Genomic DNA, 24,708 nt, shown 5'->3' with positions numbered 1-24,708 from the left:
TCGGGTCTCAGAGGCTCCCGACCGTCGTCTCCGCCAAGCGCCGGGCCAGCGCCTCCTCGACGACGAGCTCGGTGATCAGCCCGGCGGCGAGAGCCCCGCGCAGCGCGTCGAGCTTGGTCAGGCTCGAGACCGCGCACAGGCGGCGGGGGATGCGCCGGATCGCTTCGAGCGAGGGTCCGCTCGAGCGGGCGTTGAGCTCGATGCCGGTCGCCGAGCCGTCGATGCGGTAGAACACCGTCGCGCAGTCGCCGACGACGCCGTCGCGGAGAAGCGAGCGCAGGTCCTCGCCGGTGAGGTAGCCGCCCGCGTACACATGGGACGGGACGTCGGCGTGCGGGGAGCCGAGCCCGAAGACGAACACCTGCACGCGCGACTGCGCGTCGAGGACGCGCCGGATCGACCGCTCGCGCCACAGCAGCTGTTTGGTCAGCGGGTCGTCGAACAGCGCCGGCACGGGGAACTGCTGGACGTCGGTGCCGAACGCCTGCCCGAACCGCTCGAGGATCGCGCCGGAGTACGAGATGCCCGACGTCGACTCGTTCGCCGCACCGTTCATCTGCACGATCTGCGAGTCGTGCAGCCGTTTCGTCGGCAGGTGGCGGGCGATCGCCGACACCGTGGCTCCCCAGGCGATGCCTATGCTGGCGTCGGGATCGAGCGTCGACGACAGGACGTGGGCCGCCGTCCGTGCGGTGCGCTCGAGCCGTTCGGCGTCATTCGTGCGCGGCGGTGTGCTCACGACGTGCACCGAGATGCCGAAGCGCTCGGAGAGCCGCCGTGCCACCACCGAGTTCGCCTCGTGCGGGGAGTGAACCGTGATCTCCACGAGACCGATGTCGCGGGCGTGCGAGAGCAGACGCGACACCGATGACCGCGACAGGCTCATCTCGGCCGCGATCTGATCCATGGTCCGGTCCTGCACGTAGTAGAGCTGCGCGGCGCGCAATGCGTCGCGCGTCCGGGCTTCGGCTTCGGCATCCGCGCTCATCGTCGTCCGTTCTGCACGTTCGTGCATAGCCGCGGCGCCGGTGCACATCTGTGCACGACCGTTGCGCATCCGTGCGGTGGACCCCAGTGTAGATCGGGACAGCCGTGGAAAAGGATGCATGTATGACCGAGTCGACGCCGACCACCCGAGCGAACATCCGAGCCCTGCGTGAGCGCCCCCATGCCGAGGTCCTCGTGATCGGCGGCGGTATCAACGGCATCGCGACGTTCCGCGATCTCGCGCTCCAGGGCGTCGACGTCGCCCTCGTCGAGCGCGGCGACTACGTCAGCGGCGCCTCGTCGGCATCGAGCCACATGATCCACGGCGGCGTGCGCTACCTCGAGAACGGCGAGTTCCGCCTCGTGAAAGAGTCGGTGACCGAGCGCAACCGCCTCGTGCGCAACGCCCCCCACTTCGTCAAGCCGCTGCCGACGACGATCCCGATCCACCGCACCTTCTCGGGCATCCTCGCGGCCCCGTTCCGGCTGCTCGTGACGCACGGCCGCGGCAAGCCCCGCGAGCGCGGCGCTCTGCTGATCAAGGTCGGTCTGATCATGTACGACACCTTCTCGCGCGACGGCGGATCGGTGCCTCGTCACCGGTTCCGCGGCCGCCGCAGCTCGCGGACGCAGTTCCCCGAACTCGACGAGCGTTTCCGGTACACCGCAACGTATTACGACGCCTCGATGCACGACCCCGAGCGCCTCGCGCTGGACGTGTTGCGCGACGGAGCGCGCGAGGACTCCGCTCGGGCCGCGAACTACGCCCCGGTGGTCGGTGCCGACGGATCGTCGGTCATCATCCGCGACGCCGTCGCCGGCGAGGAGTTCCCCTTCTCGGCGGACGTCATCGTGAACACGAGCGGACCCTGGACCGACCTGACCAACACCGCACTCGGCACCCCGACGCGCTTCATGGGTGGCACGAAGGGCTCGCACATCGTCCTCGACAACACGTCGCTGCTGGAGGCCACGGGCGGCAACGAGATCTTCTTCGAGGCCGCGGACGGCCGCATCGTCCTCATCTACCCGCTCAAGGGCCGGGTCATGGTCGGCACGACCGACATCGACGCCGACCCCGCGAGCGCGACGGTCTGCACCGACGACGAGATCGACTACTTCTTCGATCTGATCGGGCAGGTCTTCCCCGACATCTCGGTCGATCGATCGCAGATCGTCTACACCTTCTCCGGCATCCGTCCCCTCCCGCGGCACGACGACCTCGCCCCGGGCTTCGTCTCGCGCGACTACCGCATCGAGAAGGACCGTCTGGGCGATGTGCCCGTCCTGAGCCTCGTCGGCGGCAAGTGGACGACGTTCCGGGCGCTCGCCGAGCACCTCGCCACCGACGTGCTCGGTCTGATGCGGCGTCCGCGCCGGGTCGCCACCACCGACCTCGCGATCGGCGGCGGTGCCGGGTACCCCCGCAGCGTCGCGCAGCGCCGTCGCTGGATCGACGCCCATCGCGGTGCGCACTCGGCGGAGTTCGCCGATCGGATGCTGGAGCGCTACGGCACCTACGCCCAGGAGGTGCTCGCTGCCCTCCCTGTCGCTCAGCAGGAGCTCGCGCACGCCCCCGGCTACTCGGTCGAGGAGATCGCCTTCCTCGCGGAGCGCGAGGAGGTCGTGTCGCTGATGGACCTGCTGCTGCGTCGCACGTCGATCGCGTTCGTCGGCGGCGTCTCGATGGAGACGCTCTCCGAGGTCGCCGAGGCGGCTGCGTCGGCGCTGGACTGGGACGATGACGCCGTGCGCGCCCAGGTCGAGGAGGCGGCGCAGGCCCTCGAGGAGGCGCACCGCATCGACGTGCGGACCTCGCACCTGGCGCCGCTCGACGCCTGACGCTCGCAGACCCGGCGAGGCCCGACGCCGGATCACCCTCGGGTCACCCTCTCGCGCGGCGACGTCGCCCGCGATGATTCTGCAGAAAGGTCGACGCTGACATGCACGACATCAATCTCGGGCTCTACTTCGTGTCAGAGCTCGTGGGAACAGCGATGCTGCTCCTGCTCGGCGGTGGCGTGGTCGCCAACGTCATCCTCGCCAAGTCGAAGGGTCTCGGCGGCGGGACGCTGATGATCAACTGGGGCTGGGGCCTCGCGGTCTTCGCCGGTGTGCTCGTGTCGTCGTACTCCGGCGCGCAGCTGAACCCCGCCGTGTCGATCGGGCTCCTGGTGGGCGGGAAGATCGAGTTCGTCCAGTTCCTCGTCGCGATCGCCGCCCAGTTCGTCGGCGCCTTCCTCGGCGCCGTGCTCTGCTGGCTGGCCTACCACGACCACTTCGACGCCGAGCCCGACCCGGCCAACAAGCTCGGGGTGTTCTCGACCGGCCCCGGCATCCGCGCCTACGGCTGGAACCTCGTGACCGAGATCATCGCGACCTTCGTGCTCGTGTTCGTGATCTTCGGCTTCGCCGACTACGGCGACATCGAGATCGGCACCCCGGGCTCGCTCGGACCCCTGACCGCCGTCCCGGTCGCCCTCCTCGTGGTCGGCATCGGCGCCTCGCTCGGCGGACCGACGGGCTACGCGATCAACCCGGCCCGCGACCTCGGACCCCGCATCGCTCACGCCGTGCTCCCCATCAAGGGCAAGGGCTCGAGCGACTGGTCGTACGCGTGGGTTCCCGTCGTGGGACCCCTCATCGGCGGTACGCTCGCGGCACTCGCTGCCGGCGCCCTGCTCGGCTTCGCCTGATCCGTCCACCCCCGAACCGACAACGCTGACAGACAAGGACGTCACATCATGACCGACTACATCATCGCCCTCGACCAGGGCACGACCTCGAGCCGCGCCATCATCTTCGACAAGAAGGGGTCGATCATCTCCGTCGGGCAGAAGGAGCATGAGCAGATCATGCCCCGGGCCGGCTGGGTCGAGCACGACCCGATCGAGATCCGCGACAACATGCGCGAGGTCATCGGCATCGCGCTCGGCCGGGCCAACCTGACCCGTCACGACATCGCCGCGATCGGCATCACCAACCAGCGCGAGACCGCCGTCGTGTGGGACAAGAACACCGGCATCCCCGTGTACAACGCGATCGTGTGGCAGGACACCCGCACGCAGTCGATCGTCAACCGTCTGGCGGGCGACGAGGGCGTCGAGCGGTACAAGGACATCGTCGGGCTGCCGCTGGCGACGTACTTCTCGGGCACGAAGATCGTCTGGATCCTCGAGAACGTCGAGGGTGCACGCGAGAAGGCCGAGGCCGGCGATCTCATCTTCGGCACGACTGACACGTGGGTGCTGTGGAACCTCACCGGAGGCCCGACGGGCGGCATCCACGCCACCGACGTCACGAACGCGTCGCGCACGCTCTTCATGGACCTCGAGACCCTCGAATGGCGGGACGACATCCTGGCCGACTTCGGTGTGCCGCGCTCGATGATGCCCGAGATCCGCTCGTCCAGCGAGGTCTACGGCGAGGCGCGCGACACGTCTCTGCTGCGCGAGACGCCGGTGGCCGGCATCCTCGGCGACCAGCAGGCCGCGACCTTCGGCCAGGCGGCTTTCGACGCCGGTGAGAGCAAGAACACCTACGGCACCGGCAACTTCCTGATCTTCCAGACCGGCACCGAGATCGTAAAGTCCGAGAACGGTCTGCTCACGACGGTCGGCTACAAGCTGGGCGACGGGCCGACCCACTACGCGCTCGAGGGCTCGATCGCCGTCACCGGGTCGCTCATCCAGTGGCTGCGCGACCAGCTCGGGATCATCTCGACCGCTCCCGAGGTCGAGCAGCTCGCGCTCTCGGTCGAAGACAACGGCGGCGTGTACTTCGTCCCCGCCTTCTCGGGTCTGTACGCACCGTACTGGCGGCCGGATGCCCGCGGCGCGATCGTCGGGCTCACGCGCTACGCCAACCGCGGCCACCTCTCCCGCGCAGCGCTCGAGGCCACGGCCTTCCAGACCCGCGAGGTGCTGGATGCCGTCAACGCCGACTCCGGGGTCGACCTGGCCGAGCTGAAGGTCGACGGCGGCATGATCGCCAACGACACGCTGATGCAGTTCCAGGCCGACATCCTGGGCGTTCCCGTCGTGCGGCCGGTCGTCGCCGAGACGACGGCGCTCGGTGCCGCCTACGCAGCCGGCCTCGCGGTCGGCTTCTGGAGCGACCTCGACGAGCTGCGGGCCAACTGGCAGGAAGACAAGCGCTGGACGCCGAACGACGACGTCGAGGAGCGCGAGCGCCAGCTGCGGCTGTGGAAGAAGGCCGTGACGAAGTCGATGGACTGGGTCGACGACGACGTCCGCTGAGGTCAGAGGGAGAGGGCGAAGCAGACCGAGCGCGGCATCGTCTCGACATAGGGCTCGTAGACGGGGATGCGGCTGAAGCCCATCGACGCGTAGAGCGCCATGGACTCGGGCTGCTGGAGTCCGGTCTGCAGGATCACGCGCTCCGCGCCGTCCGCGCGGGCGGCCTCGAGCGCGGCCGACATGAGTCCGCGGGCGATGCCGAGCCCTCGGAAGCCCGGTGCCACGATGAGGCGCTTGATCTCCCACTCGTCGCCGAGCCGGCGCAGGATGACGTGCCCCGCGGGGGCCTCGTCGGCGCCGGCTTCGGCGGCGAGGGCGATCAGCGTCGCGACGATCTCGTCGGGGTGCGTCGCGAGTGCACGGGCGCGGGCGCGGCGTCGCTCGTCCGGCTCGTCGCCGTGGAAGCCGTCGTAACGCGCGCCGAGGTCGTCGTCGAGCTGGCGGCGCAGGTCGCGGGCGCGGGCATCGTCGTAGGCGACGTCGACGATCCGCCAGGTCAGGTCTCGTTCCACAGCGACCGATAGTAGGCCAGTCGCTCGGGGTCGGGGGCGACACCGTAGGCCGCGATGAGCGTGTCTTCCCAGCCGGGACCGTAGTTCCACTCGGTGCTCATCGAGGCGACGGCGATGTCGGCCCAGCGGTCGGCGACGCCGAGCGCGCCGAGGTCGACGTGCGCGAGCCACCGTCCGCCGTCGTCGATGAGGGTGTTCGGGCAGCAGGCGTCGCCGTGGCAGACGACGAGGAGATCGGGCTCGGGCGCCTCGTGGAGGGATGTCGGAACGGCGATGCCGCGGGCCGCTGCGGTGCGCAGCCGGTGCTCGACGCTCCAGTCGAACGGGCAGTCCACGACGGGCAGCGCGTCGTGGAGCGCGCGGAGGCCCTCCCCGACGGCGCGGACGGCGGCGGCGGGTTCCGCGATCCAGCGAGGATCGACCGCCGACCGGCCGGGCAGCGCGCGGGTCACGAGCCATTCGATGTCGCCGTCCTCACCGGTCTCGATGACCTCGGGCACCGGTGTGAATCGTGCGGCCCATCGCAGGCGCTCCGACTCGTCGTGCATCGAGGTCTCGAGATTCCGCGGACCGATCTTGACGACGCGGCCGTCGTCGGTGCGGAACGTGAGGCCCCCGATCGCGTTGCGCCACAGCGGCGTCGAGCTCGCGTCGCCCGTGAGCCGGCGCAGCCGCGCGGAGAAGTCCGGCGGAATCGGGGAATCCGGCGGCAGCAGGGTCACAGCCCCATCCTGCCCCTGCAGCTCAGCCGGCCGCGGGCGTTCTAGGGTGGAGGGGCGAGTTCGAAGGAGAACACATGCAGATCGCGGGAGTCTCCGCCCTCATCACGGGCGGCGCCAGCGGACTGGGCGCGGCCACGGCGCGGCGCCTCGCCGCCGACGGTGCGCACGTCACGATCGTCGACCTGCCGGGGTCGCCCGGCCGGGAGGTCGCCGCCGAGCTCGGCGGGCGGTTCGCCCCCGCCGACGTCACCGACCCGGACGAGGTCACCGATGCCGTCGAGACAGCCGGCCGTGCCGCGCCGCTGCGGATCGTCGTCAATTGCGCCGGAATCGCACCGCCCGCCAAGGTGCTCGACCGCGAGGGCGCGCCCACGCCGCTCCCGGACTTCGAGCGGATCATACGCATCAACCTCGTCGGCACCTACAACGTCGTCGCTCAGGCGTCGGCGGCGATCGCGCGGACCGAGCCGACCGACTCGGGAGCCCGCGGCGTGATCGTCAACACCGCCTCCGTCGCCGCCTTCGACGGCCAGATCGGCCAGCCCGCCTACGCCGCATCGAAGGGGGGAGTGCACGCGATGACCCTGCCGATAGCGCGCGAGCTCGCGCGCTACGGCATCCGCGTCTGCACCATCGCCCCCGGGATCATGCAGACGCCGATGATGGCGGGGCTGCCGGATGCTGCGCAGCGCTCGCTCGGTGAGCAGGTGCCGTATCCGCAGCGGCTGGGGGCGCCGGAGGAGTTCGCCGCGCTCGCCGCCCACATCGTCGACAACGACTACCTCAACGGCGAGACGATCCGTCTCGACGGCGCGATCAGAATGGCACCACGATGACCGACACTGCATCCGACATCGCACCCGACACTGCATCCGACACCGTTCTGCTGCGGCGCGAGGGCGCGCTCGCGCGCATCACCCTGAACCGTCCGGCATCCCTCAACGCGGTCGACGCCGAGATGGCCGCCCGTTGGCGCGAGGTCGCCGCCGAGGTCGCGGCCGACGCGTCGATCGGGGCCGTGATCCTGGATGCTGCGGGCCGTGCCTTCTGCGCGGGCGGCGACGTCGTGTCGATGTCTACGTCGGGCATGGGCGGCACCGCGGTCACCGAGACGGCCCGCGTCATCCACGACGGCATCACCTCGCTGACCGAGGCGGCGGTGCCGATCGTCGCGGCGGTCCAGGGCGCGGTCGCTGGGGGAGGGCTCGGGATCATGCTGGTCGCCGACTACATCGTCGCGTCGCCGTCGGCGGTCTTCGTCAGCAAGTACGCCAACATCGGGCTCACTCCCGATCTCGGTGTGTCGACTCTGCTGCCGGCCGCCATCGGCCAGCGCCGGGCGCTGCAGCTGCTGCTCGACGACACGGCGCTCGACGCCGCGACCGCACGCGACTGGGGCCTGATCGCCGAGGTCATCGACGACCCGGCCGCCCGCGCGCAGGCGCTCGCCGAATCGTGGCTGCACGGCGCGACGACCGCGTTCGGTCAGGCCAAGCGCCTCGTGCGCGAGGGCGCCGGGCGCACCTTCGCGCAGAACCTCGACGACGAGGCGCGGACGATCGGCGCGCGTTTCGACAGCGACGAGGCGCGTGTCCGCATCGACGCGTTCGCCGCAGCATCCGCCCGCCGGACCCGACCCGAGGAGAAGTCATGACCGACCCGAAGCCCCTGGCGGGCAAGACGCTGCTGATGTCGGGCGGGAGCCGCGGCATCGGTCTGGCCATCGCGCTGCGCGCTGCGCGCGACGGTGCGAACATCGCCTTGCTCGCCAAGACCGACCAGCCGCATCCGAAGCTCGAGGGCACCGTCCACACTGCCGCCGCCGAGATCGTCGCGGCCGGCGGCCAGGCCCTGCCGATCGTCGGCGACGTCCGCGACGAGGACTCGATCACCGAGGCGGTGCTGAAGACGCAGGGCGAGTTCGGCGGGATCGATATCGTCGTCAACAACGCATCGGCGATCGATCTCTCGGGCACGCTGGAGCTCGCCACGAAGCGTTTCGACCTCATGCAGGGGGTCAACGTGCGCGGCACGTTCCTGCTCTCGCGGGCCGCCATCCCGATCCTGCGAGAGGCCGAGAACCCGCACATCCTCTCGCTGTCGCCCCCGCTCAACCTCTCGCCGAAGTGGCTCGGCGCGCACACCGGCTACACCCTCGCGAAGTACGGCATGACGATGGCGACCCTCGGCGTCGCCGCGGAGTTCGCCGGCGACGGCATCGCCGCCAACACCCTGTGGCCGCGGACGACGATCGCGACGGCGGCGGTGAAGTACTCCCTCGGCGGCGACCGCATGATGGCCGCGAGCCGCACTCCGGAGATCTACGCGGATGCCGCCTACCACGTGCTCGTCCAGCCCTCGCGCGAGTACACGGGGCAGACCCTCATCGTCGAGGATGTGCTCGAAGCCGCCGGCGTGACCGACTTCTCGAGCTACGCCGCCGTCCCGGGAACGCCCGACGCCGAGCTGTTCCCCGACGTCTTCCTCGACTGACGGGTCGGGATCAGAGAGGCTTGCGCAGGAAGATCTGGAAGGTGCCGTCGCCCTGCGGCACGCGCTCGGACTCGCTGTAGCCTTCGCGTTCGTAGAGGCGCAGGTTGGCCTCGCTGAGCGAGCCGGTGAACAGCTCGGCCTCGTGCGCTCCGGCCGCCCGTCCGCGGGCCTCGACAGCGGCGAGCAGTGCCGTGCCGAGTCCGGACCCCTGCTGGTCGGGGGCGATCGCGATGCGGCCGATCAGCAGCAGCTCGCCGTCGAGGCGGGCGCGCGCCGCTCCGACGATGCGACCGTCGTCGACGGCGACGCAGCCGAGGTTCTCCTGCAGCTCCGCACGGAGCTCATCGAGGGTCTGCGTGAGGGGCGGCATGTCGGCGGCGTCGTAGATGAGGGCTTCGGACACGAATGCCGCGCGCTGCAGGGTCAGCACCTCGCCCGCGTCAGCGGGGTCGATGGGGCGGATGTCGCGGTCGCCGGCCTCGCGGGACATCAGACGGCCGTCTCGGGGTCGATGATGCCGTGGCGGACGAAGGCGTTCCAGATGCCGTCGTCGAGGACACCGGTGGTGACCTCGCCGGCGATGCGCTGCAGCTGGGGGTCGGCCTCGGCCATCGCGATGGCGGTGCCGCAGACCTCGAACATCTCGACGTCGTTCCAGCTGTCGCCGATTCCGACGGCGTCGGCGGCGTCACGGCCGAGGTGCGTCAGCATCGCCTGGATACCGGTTCCCTTGTTCGTGCCGCGCATCCCGACCTCGCCGTTCGCCCCGGTGGGCAGGGGCATGCTGCCCGGGATGACGTGGAACTCGTCGCCGAGCGCGCGCTGGGTCTTCTCGACGGCGTCGGGATCGGAACTGACGAACACCGCCTTCGCGATGTGGTCGAGATCGGCCTCTTCGACGGGGGCGAAGCGCGGCGCGGCCACGACGTCTTCGGCGAGGGCGACGGTCGAGAGGTCCTCGGCGTGGCGGCGTCGGCGTTCGCTGATGAACTCGGCGATGAAGGACCGCACGCCCTCGCTCGCGTACACCCCGTCGTGCGATTGGATGAAGTACCTCGTGCCCTGCTCGTCGAAGTAGGCCATGACCCGCTCGACGGCGGCGCGGGGCATCAGCTCGGCGAGCACCGTCTCGTCGCCGGAGACCGCGAGGGCCCCGCCGTTGGAGATGGCGCCGTCGAAGCCGATGTCGAGCACGCGGGGGTTGATGTCGCCGGCGGCGCGTCCCGTGCACAGGTAGACGAGATGCCCGCGTTCGCGGGCGGCGCGAACCGCTGCGATCGTCGAGGGGGCGATCGTCTCGCCGTGCGCGAGGATGGTGCCGTCGACGTCGAGGAAGATGATGCGAGAATCCGACGTCACCCCTCCAGCGTAATGCGGGTGGCTCACAGCAGGCCGTGGCGGACGAAGGCGTGGTGGATGCCGTCGTCGTCGATCGCGGTCGTGACCTCGTCGGCGAGGGCCTGGACCTCGGGCGCGGCGTTGCCCATCGCGATCGCGGTGCCGCACACCTCGAACATTTCGGCGTCGTTCCAGTTGTCGCCGATGCCGATCGCGTCGGCCGGGTCGACGCCCAGGTGGGCGAGCACCTCGAGGATCGCGGCGCCTTTGTTCACGCCGCGTGGTGCCACCTCGCCCGAGCTGCCCTCGGGCAGGGGGATCGTGCCCGAGACGACGGCGAAGTCGGGGGCGAGCTCCGCGAGCAGATCGGCGACCGCGTCCGCGTCGTGCCCGAGGATGACGGCCTTGGCGACCTCGGCATCCGAGAAGTGGACCTCGTCGTCGAAGGTCTTCATCCCGACGCTGAAGAACTCGAGCTCCTCCGGGTCGGCCCCGGCGGCCCGCGCGTCCTCGATATGGCGGGCGCGGTCGCGCTCCAGACGGTCCGCGAGTAGAGCCGGCAGTCCCGGGCTCGCGAACATGCGGTCGAACGACTGGTAGTACCAGTGGATGCCGCGGGACTCGAACGCGGCGCTGAGGCGTGCGACCTCGGCGGCGGTCATGAGTCGCGAGACGATCAGCTCGTCGCCGACCCCGGCGAACGCGCCGCCGTTGGTGACGGCACCGTCGAAGCCGATGTCGAGGATGCGGCCGCGGAGCTCGGCCATGCCGCGTCCGGTGCTCAGCAGCACGAGGTGACCGTTCTCGCGGGCACGGCGGACGGCGGCGACGGCGGATTCGGGCAGGTGGGTGCCGTCCTGCAAAAGCGTGCCGTCGACGTCGAGGAAGACGGCGCGGCGGCGGAAGTCGGACGAGGTCATGCGGATCCCCTCTCGGATGCGGAGAAGGGCGCGGCCGCGGGCCAGAAGGAGGGCCCCGCGACCGCGCCCGGTCGGGTCAGCGTCTCAGCGGGTCAGCGAGGCGCCGTTGGTGCGGATGACTTCGGCGTACCAGCCGAACGACTTCTTCTCGAAGCGCTCGAGCGTGCCCGAGCCGTCGTCGTTGCGGTCGACGTAGATGAAGCCGTACCGCTTGCTCAGCTGAGCGGTCGAGGCGCTGACGAGGTCGATGCAGCCCCACGAGGTGTAGCCGAGCACCTCGACGCCGTCGGCGATCGCCTCGCCGACCTGCACGAGGTGGTCGTTGAGGTAGGCGATGCGGTAGTCGTCGACGACCGTCTTGACGCCGTCGACCACGACGAGCTGGTCCTTCGCGCCCAGGCCGTTCTCGACGATGAACAGCGGCTTCTGCCAGCGATCCCAGAACTGGTTGAGCACCAGTCGCAGGCCGACGGGATCGATCTGCCAGCCCCACTCGCTCGCCTCGAGGGTCGGGTTCGGCACGCCGCCCATGATGTTGCCCTCGCCGGTGACCTTCTTCGCCGGGTCGGCGGTCGCGGCGACCGACATGTAGTAGCTGAAGGACACGAAGTCGACCGTGTTGGTGAGGTCGTCGCGGTCCTCGTCGGTGATGTCGAGCGCGATGCCCTTCTCGGCGAGCGTGCGCAGGAAGTAGCCGGGGTAGGCGCCGCGGGTGTGCACGTCGCCGTAGACGAGGTTCGAGTGATCGAACGACATGACCTCGAGTGCGTCGGCGGGAGAGGGCGAGAGCGGGTACACGGGCATCGACAGCACCATGCAGCCGATCTGCGCGTTCGGGGCGACCTCGCGCGCGATGCGCGTCGCGCGGGCGGATGCCACGAGCTCGTGGTGCATCGCCTGGTACAGCTGCTGCTCCGTCAGCTCGTCCTTCGGGGTGTTGATGCCCCCCGACATGAAGGGGGCGTGCAGGAGCGAGTTGATCTCGTTGAAGGTCAGCCAGTACTTCACCCGTGCGCCGTAGCGCTCGAAGAGGGTGCGCGCGTAGTTCTCGTAGAAGCCGATGAGCCGGCGGTCGGTCCACCCGTCGTAGGTCTCGGCGAGGTGGAGCGGCGTCTCGTAGTGCGAGATCGTGACGAGCGGCTCGATGCCGTGCTTCTCGAGCTCGTCGAGCACGCGGTCGTAGAAGGCGAGGCCCTCTTCGTTCGGCTCGGTCTCGTCGCCCTTCGGGAAGATGCGGCTCCACGCGATGGAGAAGCGGAAGGTCTTGAAGCCCATCTTGGCGAACAGGGCGATGTCTTCGGCGTAGCGGTGGTAGAAGTCGATGCCGACGAGCTTGAGGTTGTCGGGGGTCGGTGCGTCGGTGCGGGCGCCGACGATGCCGCGGGGCATGACGTCCTGCACCGAGAGGCCCTTGCCGCCTTCGTCGTAGGCGCCCTCGAGCTGGTTCGCGGCGGTCGCGCCGCCCCAGAGGAATCCGTCGGGGAAGGTGATGGTGCTCATGACTCTCTCGTTTCGTATCGCTGGTCCCGCGGTTGGCGGGACGGTATCGCTGGTCCCGCGAATGGCGGGACGGGTGGGGGGAGGGGGCGGGGTTCGGGTTGCCCGCCCCCTCCGTTCGGGTGCGTCGGTCAGCTCGCCAGCGCGGACTCGACCGAGACCGCCGTGAACAGCGGCTCGCCGTGCGCGATCGGGCCGGACGCCTGGTCGGTCAGAGCGGGGTACAGCTCGCCGTTGGTGACGATGACGGGCGTCGTCAGGTCGTAGCCCGCCCGCTCGATCGCGTCGCCGTCGAACTCGACGAGCAGATCGCCGGCCTTGACCTCCTGGCCGGTGGTGACCTTGACGTCGAAGTGAGCGCCGGCGAGCTTGACCGTGTCGATGCCGATGTGGATGAGCACCTCGGCGCCGTCGGCGTGGCGCAGGCCGATCGCGTGTCCGGTCGGGAACGCAGCTGCGACGGTCGCGTCGAACGGGGCGTAGACGGCGCCGGAACGCGGCTTGATCGCGACGCCGTCACCGAGGCTGCCCTCGGCGAAGGCCGCGTCGGGGGTCTCGCTGAGCGGCACGACCGTGCCGTCGACCGGGCTGAGAACGACGACGTCGTTGCCGGATGCCGCCGGGGTGGCCGCCGGTGCGGCATCCTCTTCGGGCTCCTTGAAGCCGACGATCGCGGTCAGCAGGAACGGGATGGCGATCGCGGCAGCGAGGCCGATGATGAGCATGACCATGTTCCCGTTGCCGAACAGGGCCGGAAGCGCCAGTCCGGAGGGGACGACGAAGGCGGTCGAGAAGACGCCGCCCATCGCGATGATCGCGCCGCCGACCACACCGCCGACGATGCCGAAGGCGAAGGGGCGCTTGAGCGGCAGGTTGATGCCGTAGATGGCGGGCTCGGTGATGCCGGCGAGGAAGCCCGACAGCGTCGCGGGAGCCGCGAGCGACTTGAGGTTCTTGTTGCGGGCGCGCACCCAGACACCGGCGACGGCGGCAGCCTGCGCGAGGACGGCTGCGAACACGGGGCCGATGAGCAGGATCTGACCGGTGGTCTGGTACTCCAGCGTGAACAGCGGCACGAGGCCCCAGTGCAGACCGAAGATGACGAAGACCTGCCAGAAGCCGCCCATGATGGCGCCGCCGGCCCACGAGGCGTTCTCGAAGACCCAGCCGATGCCGTTGCCGAGCGCGCCGCTGAGGATCGCGGAGATCGGGCCGATGACGACGAAGACGATCGGGACGGCGATGAGCACGACGATCATCGGGGTGACGAAGCGCCGTACCGCGCCCGGGAGCTTCGCGTAGAGGAACTTCTCGGCGTGGCTCTGCAGCCACACGATCACGATGATCGGGATGACGCTCGAGACGTAGGTGACCATCGTGAAGGGGATGCCGAAGAACGTCAGCCCCTCGACCCCGACGAGCGGGGTGATGGTCGGGTAGAGCACCGCGGCCGCGATCGCGAACGCGGTGAACTCGTTGGCCTTGAAGTAGCGCGCCGCGGTGAACGCGAGCGCCATCGGCAGGAAGTTGATGAGACCGTCCGACAGGGCGTTCAGCACCGCGTAGGTCGAGTTGTCGGTGCCGATCCAGCCGAAGGTGACCGCGGCTGCGAGGAAGGCCTTCAGCAGACCGGTGCCCGCGAGGGCCCACAGCAGCGGCGTGAAGATCGCCGAGATCATCGAGATGAAGCGGTTGAAGAGGTTGCCCTTCGGGCCCTCGGATGCCGCGGCGTCGGAGCCGGCGCCGAACTTCGAGATCTTGCCGATCTCGGCGAACACGTCGGGGACGTCGTTGCCGATGACGACCTGGTACTGGCCGCCGGCCTGGGCGACGGTGACGACACCGGGCACGGCCTTGACGGCGGCGGTGTTCGCCTTGGACTCATCCTTCAGCACGAAACGCAGACGCGTCGCGCAGTGGACGAGGGAGGTGACGTTCTCCTCGCCGCCGACGCCCGCCAGGACGCCGGCCGCGGTCTTCGAGTAATCCATCGGGACTGCTCGCTTTCTGCCGCAGCATCGCGGCACTCGGGTGGAGGAAGCCGCCGCATCCCTGTTTCCGGGCAACAAAAAAACCTGAACTCGTTCACCGCCGATCAAGACGATGTGAGTTCAGGTTTTGCCCGCTGCCGCGGTAACAATCCGGAGACTTCCGCAGGGCAGCGACGCCCTGCGAGGGTCACGGTAGCACGGGACCGGGGTTCTGGCCAGCTTCGTTCGCACCGACCTGCGTCGCGAGGCGCTCGACGTGCACGATGACGTACAGGAGCTCCTCGTCGGTCAGCTCCGACTCCGTCGCCGCACGGACGTAGGCCTTCACCTCCTCCGCGATCGCGTAGGAGCGCGGGTAGCTGTGCTTGGCGAACTCGAAGAACGAGGTGTCGGCGCTGCGCAGCATCGTCTTCGAGACGAGGCGCTGCAGCAGGAACTGGATGTGCAGGATGAATCGGGCGTAATCGGGGCTGTCGGTGTCGAGCTTGACGCCGAGGCCGTTCTCGACCGTCATGACGACGTGCTGCAGGCGGCGGAAGAGGAGCGCCGCCGTGCCGTTGGGCTCGTCGCGGGTCGCGTTGAGCAGGTGCATCGTGAGGAACACCGCCTCTTCGGCGGGCAGCTCGCGATCGAGGGACTCGGAGATCGCGGTGGCCATGCGCTGCGCCGCGGAGAACTCGTGGGGATGCAGCACGCGCAGTTCGGGCATGTTGGTCGCGGGGATCCGGATGCCGTTGTCGAGCCGCTCGAGCACGAACTGGATGTGATCGATGACGGCCATCGTGAAGAACCGGTCGAGGTGGTGGCCGAGACGGCGCTCGGCCTCGTCGACGGCGCGAGTGACGGCTTCCACCACCGGGTAGGGCACGTCGGTGAGCAGCTGGCGTTCGCGGTCGCCGGCATCCCCCGCATCGAGGATGAAGGTCTTCTCGACCTTGTCGGGGTCGAGGGTGTCGGACGGCTTCAGCTGGAACCCGAGCCCGCGTCCCATGAGCACGCGTTCGCGGCCATGCTCGTCGAGAGTGATGACGACGTTGTTGTTCAGCACCTTGTGCACGACGGTGCCCCGCGGGGGCGGAGCGACGTCGTCGAGGTTCATGGCTGCAGTCTAGGGCGGAGCAGGGCGGGGGCCGCCGGGCGCGGCGAACGCCGGCGGCCAGCCTTCGCGCAGGCGGCGCCGGTACCCTGGATCATATGACCGATTCAGATCCCGTGCGCGAGACCGCGTCGTCCGTGCGCGAGACCTCGTCGCCCGTGCGCTCCACCAAGCCGCGTCAGGTGCGCCCGGCGACCGAGGGCTGGTCGCAGCAGAAGGACGAGTCCGGTCGTCCGCTGCTGCAGTTCGCGAGCCCGAAGCGCGGCAAGCCGCCCGTCCACCTCGCCGACCTCACGCCCGAGCAGCGCGTCGAGAAGGTCAAGGAGCTCGGCATGCCGGGCTTTCGGGCGAAGCAGCTCGAGAAGCACTACTTTCGGCACTTCACCTCGGATGCCGCGGAGATGACCGACCTGCCCGCCGCGGGGCGCGACGAGCTCGTCGCCGGTCTGCTCCCGCCGCTCCTGACCGAGGTGCGCCGGCTCGAGACCGACCGCGGCGACACGATCAAGTTCCTGTGGAAGCTCCACGACGGCGCCCTCGTCGAGTCGGTGCTCATGCGCTACACGGGCCGCATCACGCTGTGCGTGTCGAGCCAGGCCGGATGCGGCATGAACTGCCCGTTCTGCGCGACCGGCCAGGCGGGCCTGACCCGCAACATGTCGGCCGCCGAGATCATCGAGCAGGTCGTCCGGGCGAACCGTCTCATCGCCGACGGCGGCCTCGGCGACCCGCGCAAGGTCGGGCACGAGGGCGAGCGCGTCACGAACATCGTCTTCATGGGCATGGGCGAGCCGCTGGCGAACTACGCCCGCGTCATGCAGGCGGTGCGCACGATGGTCGACAAGGATCACGGCATCGGCATGAGCGCGCGGGGCATCACCGTCTCCACGGTCGGTCTCGTGCCGGCGATCCAGAAGCTGACGAAGGAGGACATTCCCGTCACCTTCGCACTCTCGCTGCATGCCCCCGACGACCAGCTGCGTGACGAGCTCATCCCCGTCAACTCGCGGTGGAAGGTCGACGAGGCGCTCGACGCGGCGAAGGCCTACTTCGACGAGACGGGCCGGCGGGTGTCGATCGAGTACGCCCTCATCAAGGACATGAACGACCACGCGTGGCGCGCGGACCTCCTCGCCGAGAAGCTGAACGCCCGCGGACGCGGCTGGGTGCACGTCAACCCCATCCCGCTCAATCCGACGCCCGGCTCCATCTGGACCTCGTCCGAGCCCGAGGTGCAGGACGAGTTCGTGCGACGGCTGAACGAGGCCGGCATCCCGACGACCCTTCGCGACACGCGCGGCAAGGAGATCGACGGGGCGTGCGGTCAGCTCGTCGCGACCGAGGACGACCAGCGCGCGGCCGACACGGTTCCCGCGGGTTGAGGTCATAAGACGCAACTCCGGCCCGCCGGGGCCCACCGCGAGGTAGCGTTTTCCCATGGTTGAGTATCGCTACCTCGGCAACAGTGGATTCAAGGTCTCGGAGATCACGTACGGCAACTGGGTGACGCATGCGTCGCAGGTGGAGAACGACGCGGCCATCGCGACCGTCCACAAGGCGCTGGGCCTCGGCATCACCTCGTTCGACACCGCAGACGCGTACGCCAACACGGCCGCGGAGGTCGTGCTCGGCGAGGCGCTGAAGGGTCAGCCGCGCGAGACGCTCGAGATCTTCACGAAGGTGTATTGGCCGACCGGCCGCAAGGGGCCGAACGACCAGGGCCTCTCGCGCAAGCACATCTTCGACAGCATCAACGGGTCGCTCCGCCGTCTCGGTGTCGACTACGTCGACCTCTACCAGGCGCACCGCTACGACTACGAGACGCCGCTGGAAGAGACGATGCAGGCTTTCGCCGACATCGTCCGCCAGGGCAAGGCGCTCTACATCGGCGTCAGCGAGTGGACCGCCGAGCAGCTGCGCGAGGGGCACGCCCTCGCGACGAAGCTCGGGTTCCAGCTCGTGTCGAACCAGCCGCAGTACTCGGCGCTGTGGCGCGTCATCGAGGGCAAGGTCATTCCCGCCTCGCAGGAGCTCGGCATCTCGCAGATCGTCTGGTCGCCGCTCGCGCAGGGCGTGCTGACGGGCAAGTACCAGCCGGGCCAGCCCGTACCCGAGGGATCGCGCGCGACCGACGAGAAGAGCGGCGCGAACTTCATCAAGCGCTTCTTGAACGACGAGGTGCTCACGGCCGTTCAGAAGCTGAAGCCGATCGCCGACGAGGCGGGCCTCACCGTCGCGCAGCTCTCGCTTGCGTGGGTGCTGCACAACGACAACATCGCGGCAGCGCTCGTCGGCGCCTCGCGTCCCGAGCAGCTCGAGGACACCGTCAAGGCCTCGGGCGTGAAGCTCGAGCAGTCGGCGTACGACGCGATCAACGATGCCCTCGGCGGCGTCGCGGTGACCGACCCGGCCGAGACCGACACGGTCTCGCCGAAGACCCGCCCGGCCTGATCGTGGCGGTAACGAGCGCCGGCATCCTGCCCTACCGCATCGCTGCGGACGGCACGGTGTCGGCGCTCGTCGCCCACATGGGCGGACCGTTCTGGGCGGCCAAGGACGCCGGGGCGTGGTCGATCGTCAAAGGCGAGTACGACCCCGACGACGAGGCGGCCCTGGGTGCCGCGCGGCGCGAGTTCCGCGAAGAGCTCGGGCTCGAGCCGCCCGACGGCGAGTACGCCGAGCTCGGCACCTTCTCGTACTCGTCGGGCAAGCGCATCACGGTGTTCGTCGTCGACGGCAGCGGGTTCGATGCCTCGAACGCGGCATTCGGCGAGTTCGAGATGGAGTGGCCGCCGCGGTCGGGGCGCACGGCGTCGTTCCCCGAGGTCGACCGGGTCGAGTGGGTCGAGGTGGGGCGCGCTCGCGAGCTGCTCGTCAAGGGTCAGCGACCGGCCCTCGACCGGCTCGATGAACTCGTTCAAGCGAGCGGGAGGTAGTCGAGGGTGGCGCAGCATCGCATGTTTCCCGCCGACCGGTGGGAGCCGTTCTCCGATGAGCACCTGGCGCGCGTCATCCCCGTCGCCACGGATCGCATCGTCCGGGCCTCGGCCGCCGCGGACTTCGCGCCGCGGCAAGCGGAGATGGTGATCTTCGACGCGTGCGGCATGAGCGCGGACGGCGTGCGCATCTGGCATGCAGCCCGACGGCTCGGCGAGTCAGCGAACGCACGCGCCCGGTCGTCGGCTCGGCTTCGCTTCGGCGGTCGCGCATCCAGCATCGGCTGGATCGGGTGGGTGCTGGTGCTCGCCGCCCTCACCGGCGGACTCGCATTCGCCGTCGCGCTGCAGACGAAGGACGTGGTGCTCACAGCCGCGTTCTCCGCCGCGACGGCGATGGCGGTGCTGGTGGCGGCCGCGGGCGCGCGAGGACGCCCGCTCGATCGTGCGCTGTGGCGGCCGCAGACTGTCGCCCTCGTCGGGACGGCGGTTGCCGCCGTCCTCGTCGGCAGCGGTGCCACCGCCCCCGCGATGGCCGTGCTGGTGGCTGCCCCGGTCATCGTCGTCACCTCCCTGGTCGCAGGCATGATCATCCGGGGCGCCAAGCCGCAGCAGGCCCGCGAGGTGGATGACAGTCTGACCGCCGCTTACCGGGCGGTCATCGCGGACCTTCCCGCTCATGTCGAGCGTCTCGAGCGCGAGACGAGCGCTGCACTGCCGCCGGAGCGAGCCCGGTTCGTCGAACGCGTCCGCGCCGCCGTGTTCGAACGAGTGCGGGCCGACGAGCGCGTGCCCGAGCGGGCGCGGAGAAGGCTCGCGCGGCACGGGGACGCGCACGGCGCGGGCGGTGTCGTCATCGCGGATTTCGCCGATCCGCTCACCTGGATGCCGGAGGCGCTCGCGCGGTCGGCGTACGCCACGGACGATCCGCGGCATCCCGACAATCGGGACGGCTGACCGGTCTCGCCGTCCCGTCAGCGCTTCTTCTTCGGGGCCTCCGACACGTCGAGCTTGTCGTGCAGCCCACCCAGCGATGACCAGGCGCTCGCCGTTCCCTTCGCCGCGTGCTCGGCGCCGCGAACCGCTCGCTCGTCGGCCCACTCGTTCAGGACGTGGCCGCGGTGCCCGCGGACGTGCTCGAGGATGACGTCGGGCAGTCCGCGCGCCCGCCGGGCGTCGCGGGCGGCGATGAGCTGCTCGAGGATGTCGCGGTTCTTCGTCGGCGCGCCAGTGGAGGTCTTCCAGCCGCGGCGGCGGTGGCCGTCCATCCACGACGCGTACGTGTCGATCGCGTACTTGGAATCGGCCTGAACGACGAGCTCGCGGACGTCGGGGTGGTCCTCGATCGCCTTGAGCAGTCCGAGCAGCTCCCCGATGTTGTTCGTGCCCTGCGGGATCGCTCCGGCGGCCCAGTGGCCGTCCTCGCCGACCCAGGCCCAGCCGGTCGGTCCGGGATTGCCCTTGCAGGCGCCGTCGGTGGCCACGGTGTATCGGTCGGAACTCACTCGGGCAAGGGTACCCGGGGAGTCGTGTGATGCGGTTTCTGTATACGTTGGAGCCCGATTCCGCGGTTTTGACCCGCCGGCGCGGGCTCTGTGTATACAATCGTCGCATGGTGGCCGAGGGCGGAGCACGGGCGGGAGAGCGCGCCTACGCCGCTCTGCTGGCGGAGATCCAGAACGGCGACCTCGCTCCCGGGGCGGTGCTCGGCGAGGTGGAGCAGGCGACGCGACTGGGCGTCAGCCGTACTCCGCTGCGCGAGGCTCTCCGGCGACTCGCGGCCGACGGCCTCGTGCGCCAGGCCTCGCCGCGGGTGACCGTCGTCGCCGACATCGATCGCGACGACATCCGCTCGCTGTTCGAGGTGCGGCGTGCGCTCGAGGAGACCGCCGCACGGCTCGCGGCATCCCGGGGCGACGCCGCGCTCTTCGCCGAGCTCGCCGCAGCGTTCGACCGCACCGCGCAGGCCGATGCGCCCGCAGCGGGTGACCCCGACGCGTACTACGCGCTCATCGCTCGCTTCGACGCGGCGCTCGACGACGCCGCCGGCAACGCCTATCTGACGTCGGCGCTGACGAAGGTCCGCGCTCACCTCGTGCGGGTTCGCCGCCTCGCACGCGACAACCCGGCGCGCCTCGCGGCGTCGATCGAGGAGCACCGGCTCATCGCGAGCGCCATCGCCGCCCGCGACGCCGACCTGGCGGCGCACGCGACCCATGTCCACCTGCACAACGCCCTGACCAGCATCCTCGACTCCCTGGAGGCATCCGCATGACCGTCAGCCATCACGTCCGCGTCCACCGCAGCGACGAGGAGCTCGCGCGCGAGGACCAGCTCGCGTGGAAGATCGCCGAGGTCGCCGTCGACCCCGTGGCGGTCGAGCCCGCCGTGGTCGACATGATCGTGAACCGCATCATCGACAACGCCGCCGTCGCGGCGGCATCCCTCACCCGGGCGCCCGTCAGCTCGGCCCGCGCGCAGGCGCTCGACCACCCGGTCTCGCGGGGCGGCGCGGGGGCGAGCGTGTTCGGCGTGACCGACCGCACGAGCCCCGAGTGGGCCGCGTGGGCGAACGGCGTCGCGGTGCGCGAGCTCGATTACCACGACACCTTCCTCGCCGCCGACTACTCGCATCCCGGCGACAACATCCCGCCGATCCTCGCGGTCGCTCAGCACGTCGGTGCCGACGGTGCGGCGCTCGTGCGGGGCCTCGCGACCGGGTACGAGATCCAGATCGACCTCGTGCGGGCCATCTGCCTGCACAAGCACAAGATCGACCACGTCGCCCACCTCGGGCCTTCGGCCGCCGCCGGCATCGGCACGCTGCTCGGCCTCGACACCGCGACGATCTACCAGGCGGTCGGCCAGGCGCTGCACACGACCACCGCGACGCGCCAGTCGCGCAAGGGCGAGATCTCGACATGGAAGGCCCACGCCCCCGCCTTCGCCGGCAAGCTCGCGGTCGAGGCCGTCGACCGCGCGATGCGCGGCGAGACGAGCCCGAACCCGATCTACGAGGGTGAGGACGGTGTCATCGCCTGGCTGCTCGACGGACCGGATGCCGCCTACACGGTGCCGCTGCCGGCGCCGGGAGAGCCCAAGCGCGGCATCCTCGACTCGTACACGAAGGAGCACTCGGCCGAGTATCAGGCGCAGGCGTGGATCGACCTCGCGCGCAAGCTGCACGGCGAGCACCCCGAGCTGCTCGACTCCGCGAACGTCGAGAGCATCGTGCTCCACACCAGCCACCACACGCACTACGTCATCGGCTCGGGGGCGAACGACCCGCAGAAGTACGACCCGACCGCGTCGCGCGAGACGCTCGACCACTCGATCCCGTACATCTTCGCGGTCGCACTGCAGGACGGCGGCTGGCACCACGTCGACTCGTACACGCCCGAGCGCGCCGCCCGCCCCGACACGGTCGCCCTGTGGCAGCGAATCACGACGGCCGAGGATGCCGAATGGACGCGGCGCTACCACTCGGAGGATCCGGCGGAGAAGGCCTTCGGCGGGCGCGTCGAGATCCGGATGGCCGACGGCTCGACGATCGTCGACGAGATCGCCGTCGCCGACGCCCACCCGCTCGGTGCTCGCCCGTTCGCGCGCGAGGACTACATCCGCAAGTTCCGGATCCTCGCCGAGCCCGTGCTCGAACCGGCCCAGATCGAGCGCTTCCTCGACCTCGCGCAGCGTCTGCCCGATCTCACGGCAGACGAGGTGCGCGAGCTGAACATCGTCGCACGTGACGGCGTCATCGCGTCCGCGCCGAACCCGCGAGGGCTGTTCTGATGCTGTATTCGCAGACCACCGCCGCCGACAAGCGCCGCATCCTCCGGGAACGACTCGCCAGCGGAGAGACGCTGCGCTTTCCGGGAGCGTTCAACCCGCTCTCGGCCCGGCTCATCGAGCGGCACGGCTTCGACGGCGTGTACGTCTCGGGTGCGGTCATCGCGGCTGACCTCGGGCTGCCCGATGTGGGCCTCACGACGCTGAGCGAGGTCGCCGGGCGCGGCCAGCAGATCGCGCGGATGACGGAGCTTCCGGCGATCATCGACGCCGACACGGGCTTCGGCGAGCCGATGAACGTCGCCCGCACGATCCAGACGCTCGAGGATGCCGGCCTCGCCGGATGCCACATCGAGGACCAGGTCAACCCCAAGCGCTGCGGGCACCTCGACGGAAAGAGCGTCGTCGACGAGAACACGGCCGTGGGCCGCATCCGGGCTGCCGTCGACGCCCGGCGCGACGCGAACTTCCTCATCATGGCGCGCACCGATGTGCGGGCGATCGAGGGGATGGATGCCGCCGTCGACCGCGCCCGCGCGCTTGTCGACGCGGGGGCCGACGCGATCTTCCCCGAGGCGATGCGCGACCTCGCGGAGTTCGAGGCGATGGCGTCGGCCATCGACGTGCCGATCCTGGCGAACATGACCGAGTTCGGGAAGTCGGAGCTGTTCACGGTGGACCAGCTACGAGACGCGGGTGTGCGGATCGTGATCTGGCCCGTCTCGTTGTTGCGCATCGCGATGGGGGCGGCGGGCCGCGCGCTCGACGAGCTCACGGCGGCCGGGAACCTGACCGCGAAGCTCGGTGAGATGCAGCACCGCGCCGACCTGTACGACCTCGTCGACTACGAGGGCTACACGCGCTTCGACTCGTCGGTCTTCGACTTCACCCTGTCGACTCGCCAGAATGAGTCGATCGACCGGGGCTGAGACCCGCGGATTCTGGCTACTCGACGGAGAGGGAACAGAACATGACCGAGCAAGACATCCGTAAGGGGCTCGTGGGGGTTGTCGCCGATGTGACGGCGATCTCGAAGGTGAACCCCGAGACGAACTCGCTGCTCTACCGGGGCTACCCGGTGCAGGAGCTCGCCGCGACGCAGCCGGTCGACGCCGTGGCGCATCTGCTGTGGCACGGCGAACTGCCGACCGACGACCAGCTCGCCGAGCAGCGCCGGCGGGCTCGGCCGCAGCGGGCGCTGCCGCCGGAGCTGCGGGAGGCGATCGACCGGATGCCGGTGGACGCGCACCCGATGGACGAGGTGCGGACCGCCGTGAGCGTTCTCGGCGCGCTCGACACCGCCGGCGCGGCATCCGTGCTCGACGCCGTCGGGACGCCCGAGCGCAACCTGGAGCGAAGCCTGCGCCTGTTCGCGGTGCTGCCGGCGGTCGTCGCCTACGGGCAGCGTCGCCGCCGCGGGCTCGGCCCCATCGAGCCGCGCGACGACCTCGACGACGCGGCGAACTTCCTGTGGATGACCTTCGGCGAGGAGCCCGATCCGGTCGTCGCCGACGCGTTCAACCGGTCGCTGATCCTCTACGCCGAGCACTCGTTCAACGCCTCGACCTTCACGGCTCGGGTCATCGCTTCGACCCTGAGCGACCTGTACTCGGCCGTCGTCGGGGCGATCGGAGCCCTCAAGGGGCCGCTCCACGGCGGAGCGAACGAGGCGGTGATGCACGTCTTCGACGAGATCGGGGATGCCGCCGCCGTCGAGGCCTGGCTCGACCGGGCGCTCGCCGAGAAGCGAAAGATCATGGGGTTCGGTCACCGCGTCTACAAGCGCGGCGATTCGCGGGTTCCGACGATGAAGGCGGCGCTCGACGCGTTGGTCGCCCACTACGACCGGCCGGATGTCGCGGAGCTCTACGACGCCCTCGAGCGCGAGTTCACCCAGCGCAAGGGCATCTACCCGAACCTCGACTATCCGTCGGGCCCCGCGTACAACCTCATGGGCTTCGACACCGTCACTTTCACGCCCCTCTTCGTCGCGGCCCGCGTGGTCGGATGGACGGCGCACATCGTGGAGCAGTACGCCGCCAATGCGCTCATCCGGCCGCTGTCGGCGTACGACGGGCCGGATGAGCGCCACGTCGACGGATATGTCGCCGACGAGGCCGAGGTCGAAGCAGCAGAGCGCCCCGAGGAAGCCGCCGGCTGACGGCTCC

General features: G+C 70.0%; 24 protein-coding genes. 14 read left to right on the top strand and 10 right to left on the bottom strand.

The genetic code is table 11. The features are described from left to right. Positions 1–7: 7 nt before the first annotated feature. Positions 8–988: a sugar-binding transcriptional regulator gene (locus ABIC53_RS10595; RefSeq protein WP_112616956.1), complete on the bottom strand. Its 981-nt coding sequence runs from the start codon at positions 986–988 to the stop codon at positions 8–10. A gap of 122 nt (positions 989–1,110) precedes the next feature. On the opposite strand from ABIC53_RS10595, the gene ABIC53_RS10590 reads away from it, so the two are divergent. The 3 genes from ABIC53_RS10590 to glpK all read left to right on the top strand — a co-directional run bounded on the left by ABIC53_RS10590 (position 1,111) and on the right by glpK (position 5,246). Then, positions 1,111–2,829 carry a glycerol-3-phosphate dehydrogenase/oxidase gene (locus ABIC53_RS10590; protein ID WP_274178263.1) on the top strand — a complete coding sequence of 573 codons (1,719 nt, stop codon included), beginning with the start codon at positions 1,111–1,113 and terminating at the stop codon, positions 2,827–2,829. Between the two features lie 101 nt (positions 2,830–2,930). Further along, complete coding sequence (locus tag ABIC53_RS10585; RefSeq protein ID WP_274178264.1) at positions 2,931–3,683, top strand: MIP/aquaporin family protein; 753 nt, start codon at positions 2,931–2,933, stop codon at positions 3,681–3,683. A 48-nt stretch (positions 3,684–3,731) separates the two neighbouring features. Continuing rightward, positions 3,732–5,246, top strand: a complete 1,515-nt coding sequence (gene glpK, locus ABIC53_RS10580; protein WP_112616195.1) for a glycerol kinase GlpK — start codon at positions 3,732–3,734, stop codon at positions 5,244–5,246. Between the two features lie 2 nt (positions 5,247–5,248). Here glpK and ABIC53_RS10575 read toward each other — a convergent pair whose 3' ends face one another. Both ABIC53_RS10575 and ABIC53_RS10570 read right to left on the bottom strand, forming a co-directional pair. Further along, positions 5,249–5,758, bottom strand: a complete 510-nt coding sequence (locus ABIC53_RS10575) for a GNAT family N-acetyltransferase (RefSeq protein WP_240309802.1) — start codon at positions 5,756–5,758, stop codon at positions 5,249–5,251. Beyond that, on the bottom strand, positions 5,743–6,480 hold the full coding sequence (locus ABIC53_RS10570; protein WP_354451414.1) for a phosphotransferase: 738 nt from the start codon (positions 6,478–6,480) through the stop codon (positions 5,743–5,745). The genes ABIC53_RS10575 and ABIC53_RS10570 overlap by 16 nt, the downstream gene beginning before the upstream one ends. Positions 6,481–6,554: 74 nt before the next feature. Here ABIC53_RS10570 and ABIC53_RS10565 point away from each other — a divergent pair, with 74 nt between their 5' ends. The 3 genes from ABIC53_RS10565 to ABIC53_RS10555 are packed head-to-tail and all read left to right on the top strand — an operon-like array spanning position 6,555 to position 8,973. After that, complete coding sequence (locus tag ABIC53_RS10565) at positions 6,555–7,316, top strand: SDR family NAD(P)-dependent oxidoreductase (RefSeq protein WP_274178267.1); 762 nt, start codon at positions 6,555–6,557, stop codon at positions 7,314–7,316. Next, positions 7,313–8,134 (top strand): enoyl-CoA hydratase/isomerase family protein, encoded by an 822-nt coding sequence (locus ABIC53_RS10560; protein WP_274178268.1) that lies wholly within the window; start codon positions 7,313–7,315, stop codon positions 8,132–8,134. Before ABIC53_RS10565 ends, ABIC53_RS10560 begins: the two co-directional genes overlap by 4 nt. Continuing rightward, positions 8,131–8,973, top strand: coding sequence for an SDR family oxidoreductase (locus ABIC53_RS10555; RefSeq protein WP_269267089.1), 843 nt, complete (start codon positions 8,131–8,133; stop codon positions 8,971–8,973). Before ABIC53_RS10560 ends, ABIC53_RS10555 begins: the two co-directional genes overlap by 4 nt. Positions 8,974–8,983: 10 nt before the next feature. On the opposite strand, the gene ABIC53_RS10550 is transcribed toward ABIC53_RS10555, so the two are convergent. The 6 genes from ABIC53_RS10550 to ABIC53_RS10525 form a co-directional block, all read right to left on the bottom strand. Then, positions 8,984–9,463: a GNAT family N-acetyltransferase gene (locus ABIC53_RS10550; RefSeq protein ID WP_274178269.1), complete on the bottom strand. Its 480-nt coding sequence runs from the start codon at positions 9,461–9,463 to the stop codon at positions 8,984–8,986. Next, a complete protein-coding gene (locus ABIC53_RS10545) occupies positions 9,463–10,332 on the bottom strand; it encodes a Cof-type HAD-IIB family hydrolase (RefSeq protein ID WP_274178270.1) in 870 nt (289 codons plus the stop codon). The genes ABIC53_RS10550 and ABIC53_RS10545 overlap by 1 nt, the downstream gene beginning before the upstream one ends. 23 nt (positions 10,333–10,355) lie before the next feature. After that, on the bottom strand, positions 10,356–11,231 hold the full coding sequence (locus ABIC53_RS10540; RefSeq protein ID WP_354451411.1) for an HAD family hydrolase: 876 nt from the start codon (positions 11,229–11,231) through the stop codon (positions 10,356–10,358). Between the two features lie 84 nt (positions 11,232–11,315). Beyond that, positions 11,316–12,731, bottom strand: a complete 1,416-nt coding sequence (locus ABIC53_RS10535; RefSeq protein ID WP_354451409.1) for a glycoside hydrolase family 1 protein — start codon at positions 12,729–12,731, stop codon at positions 11,316–11,318. A 128-nt stretch (positions 12,732–12,859) separates the two neighbouring features. Further along, positions 12,860–14,719, bottom strand: a complete 1,860-nt coding sequence (locus ABIC53_RS10530) for a beta-glucoside-specific PTS transporter subunit IIABC (protein WP_354451407.1) — start codon at positions 14,717–14,719, stop codon at positions 12,860–12,862. A 187-nt stretch (positions 14,720–14,906) separates the two neighbouring features. Then, a complete protein-coding gene (locus tag ABIC53_RS10525; protein ID WP_112616217.1) occupies positions 14,907–15,818 on the bottom strand; it encodes a PRD domain-containing protein in 912 nt (303 codons plus the stop codon). 95 nt (positions 15,819–15,913) lie between these two features. Between ABIC53_RS10525 and rlmN the strand changes: the two genes are divergently transcribed. The 4 genes from rlmN to ABIC53_RS10505 are packed head-to-tail and all read left to right on the top strand — an operon-like array spanning position 15,914 to position 19,708. Then, on the top strand, positions 15,914–17,197 hold the full coding sequence (rlmN, locus tag ABIC53_RS10520; RefSeq protein ID WP_112616219.1) for a dual-specificity RNA methyltransferase RlmN: 1,284 nt from the start codon (positions 15,914–15,916) through the stop codon (positions 17,195–17,197). 55 nt (positions 17,198–17,252) lie between these two features. Then, entirely contained in the window at positions 17,253–18,266 is a 1,014-nt protein-coding gene (locus ABIC53_RS10515; protein ID WP_354451404.1) for an aldo/keto reductase family protein, read from the top strand. Between the two features lie 2 nt (positions 18,267–18,268). Continuing rightward, positions 18,269–18,751: an NUDIX hydrolase gene (locus tag ABIC53_RS10510; protein WP_323987175.1), complete on the top strand. Its 483-nt coding sequence runs from the start codon at positions 18,269–18,271 to the stop codon at positions 18,749–18,751. A 21-nt stretch (positions 18,752–18,772) separates the two neighbouring features. Beyond that, positions 18,773–19,708, top strand: coding sequence for a hypothetical protein (locus ABIC53_RS10505; protein ID WP_354451402.1), 936 nt, complete (start codon positions 18,773–18,775; stop codon positions 19,706–19,708). Between the two features lie 17 nt (positions 19,709–19,725). Here the strand turns inward: ABIC53_RS10505 and ABIC53_RS10500 are convergent, their stop codons facing one another. Further along, positions 19,726–20,256 (bottom strand): ribonuclease H family protein, encoded by a 531-nt coding sequence (locus ABIC53_RS10500; RefSeq protein WP_354451400.1) that lies wholly within the window; start codon positions 20,254–20,256, stop codon positions 19,726–19,728. Positions 20,257–20,363: 107 nt separating this feature from the next. Here ABIC53_RS10500 and ABIC53_RS10495 point away from each other — a divergent pair, with 107 nt between their 5' ends. The 4 genes from ABIC53_RS10495 to ABIC53_RS10480 are packed head-to-tail and all read left to right on the top strand — an operon-like array spanning position 20,364 to position 24,701. Further along, positions 20,364–21,026, top strand: coding sequence for a GntR family transcriptional regulator (locus tag ABIC53_RS10495; RefSeq protein ID WP_181574183.1), 663 nt, complete (start codon positions 20,364–20,366; stop codon positions 21,024–21,026). Then, positions 21,023–22,543 (top strand): MmgE/PrpD family protein, encoded by a 1,521-nt coding sequence (locus ABIC53_RS10490; RefSeq protein WP_274178280.1) that lies wholly within the window; start codon positions 21,023–21,025, stop codon positions 22,541–22,543. Before ABIC53_RS10495 ends, ABIC53_RS10490 begins: the two co-directional genes overlap by 4 nt. After that, the gene (gene prpB / locus ABIC53_RS10485; protein ID WP_274178281.1) at positions 22,543–23,469 is read left to right on the top strand and encodes a methylisocitrate lyase; all 927 of its coding nucleotides are present in this window, start codon (positions 22,543–22,545) and stop codon (positions 23,467–23,469) included. Before ABIC53_RS10490 ends, prpB begins: the two co-directional genes overlap by 1 nt. Positions 23,470–23,510: 41 nt before the next feature. Further along, positions 23,511–24,701 carry a bifunctional 2-methylcitrate synthase/citrate synthase gene (locus tag ABIC53_RS10480; protein ID WP_274178282.1) on the top strand — a complete coding sequence of 397 codons (1,191 nt, stop codon included), beginning with the start codon at positions 23,511–23,513 and terminating at the stop codon, positions 24,699–24,701. Positions 24,702–24,708 lie beyond the last annotated feature (7 nt).

The organism is Microbacterium sp. 1262 (genome assembly GCF_040544895.1).
GTDB lineage: Bacteria > Actinomycetota > Actinomycetes > Actinomycetales > Microbacteriaceae > Microbacterium > Microbacterium plantarum.
The sequence above is the reverse complement of the archived record's forward strand: the minus strand, read 5'-3'. Positions and strand labels throughout refer to the sequence as shown.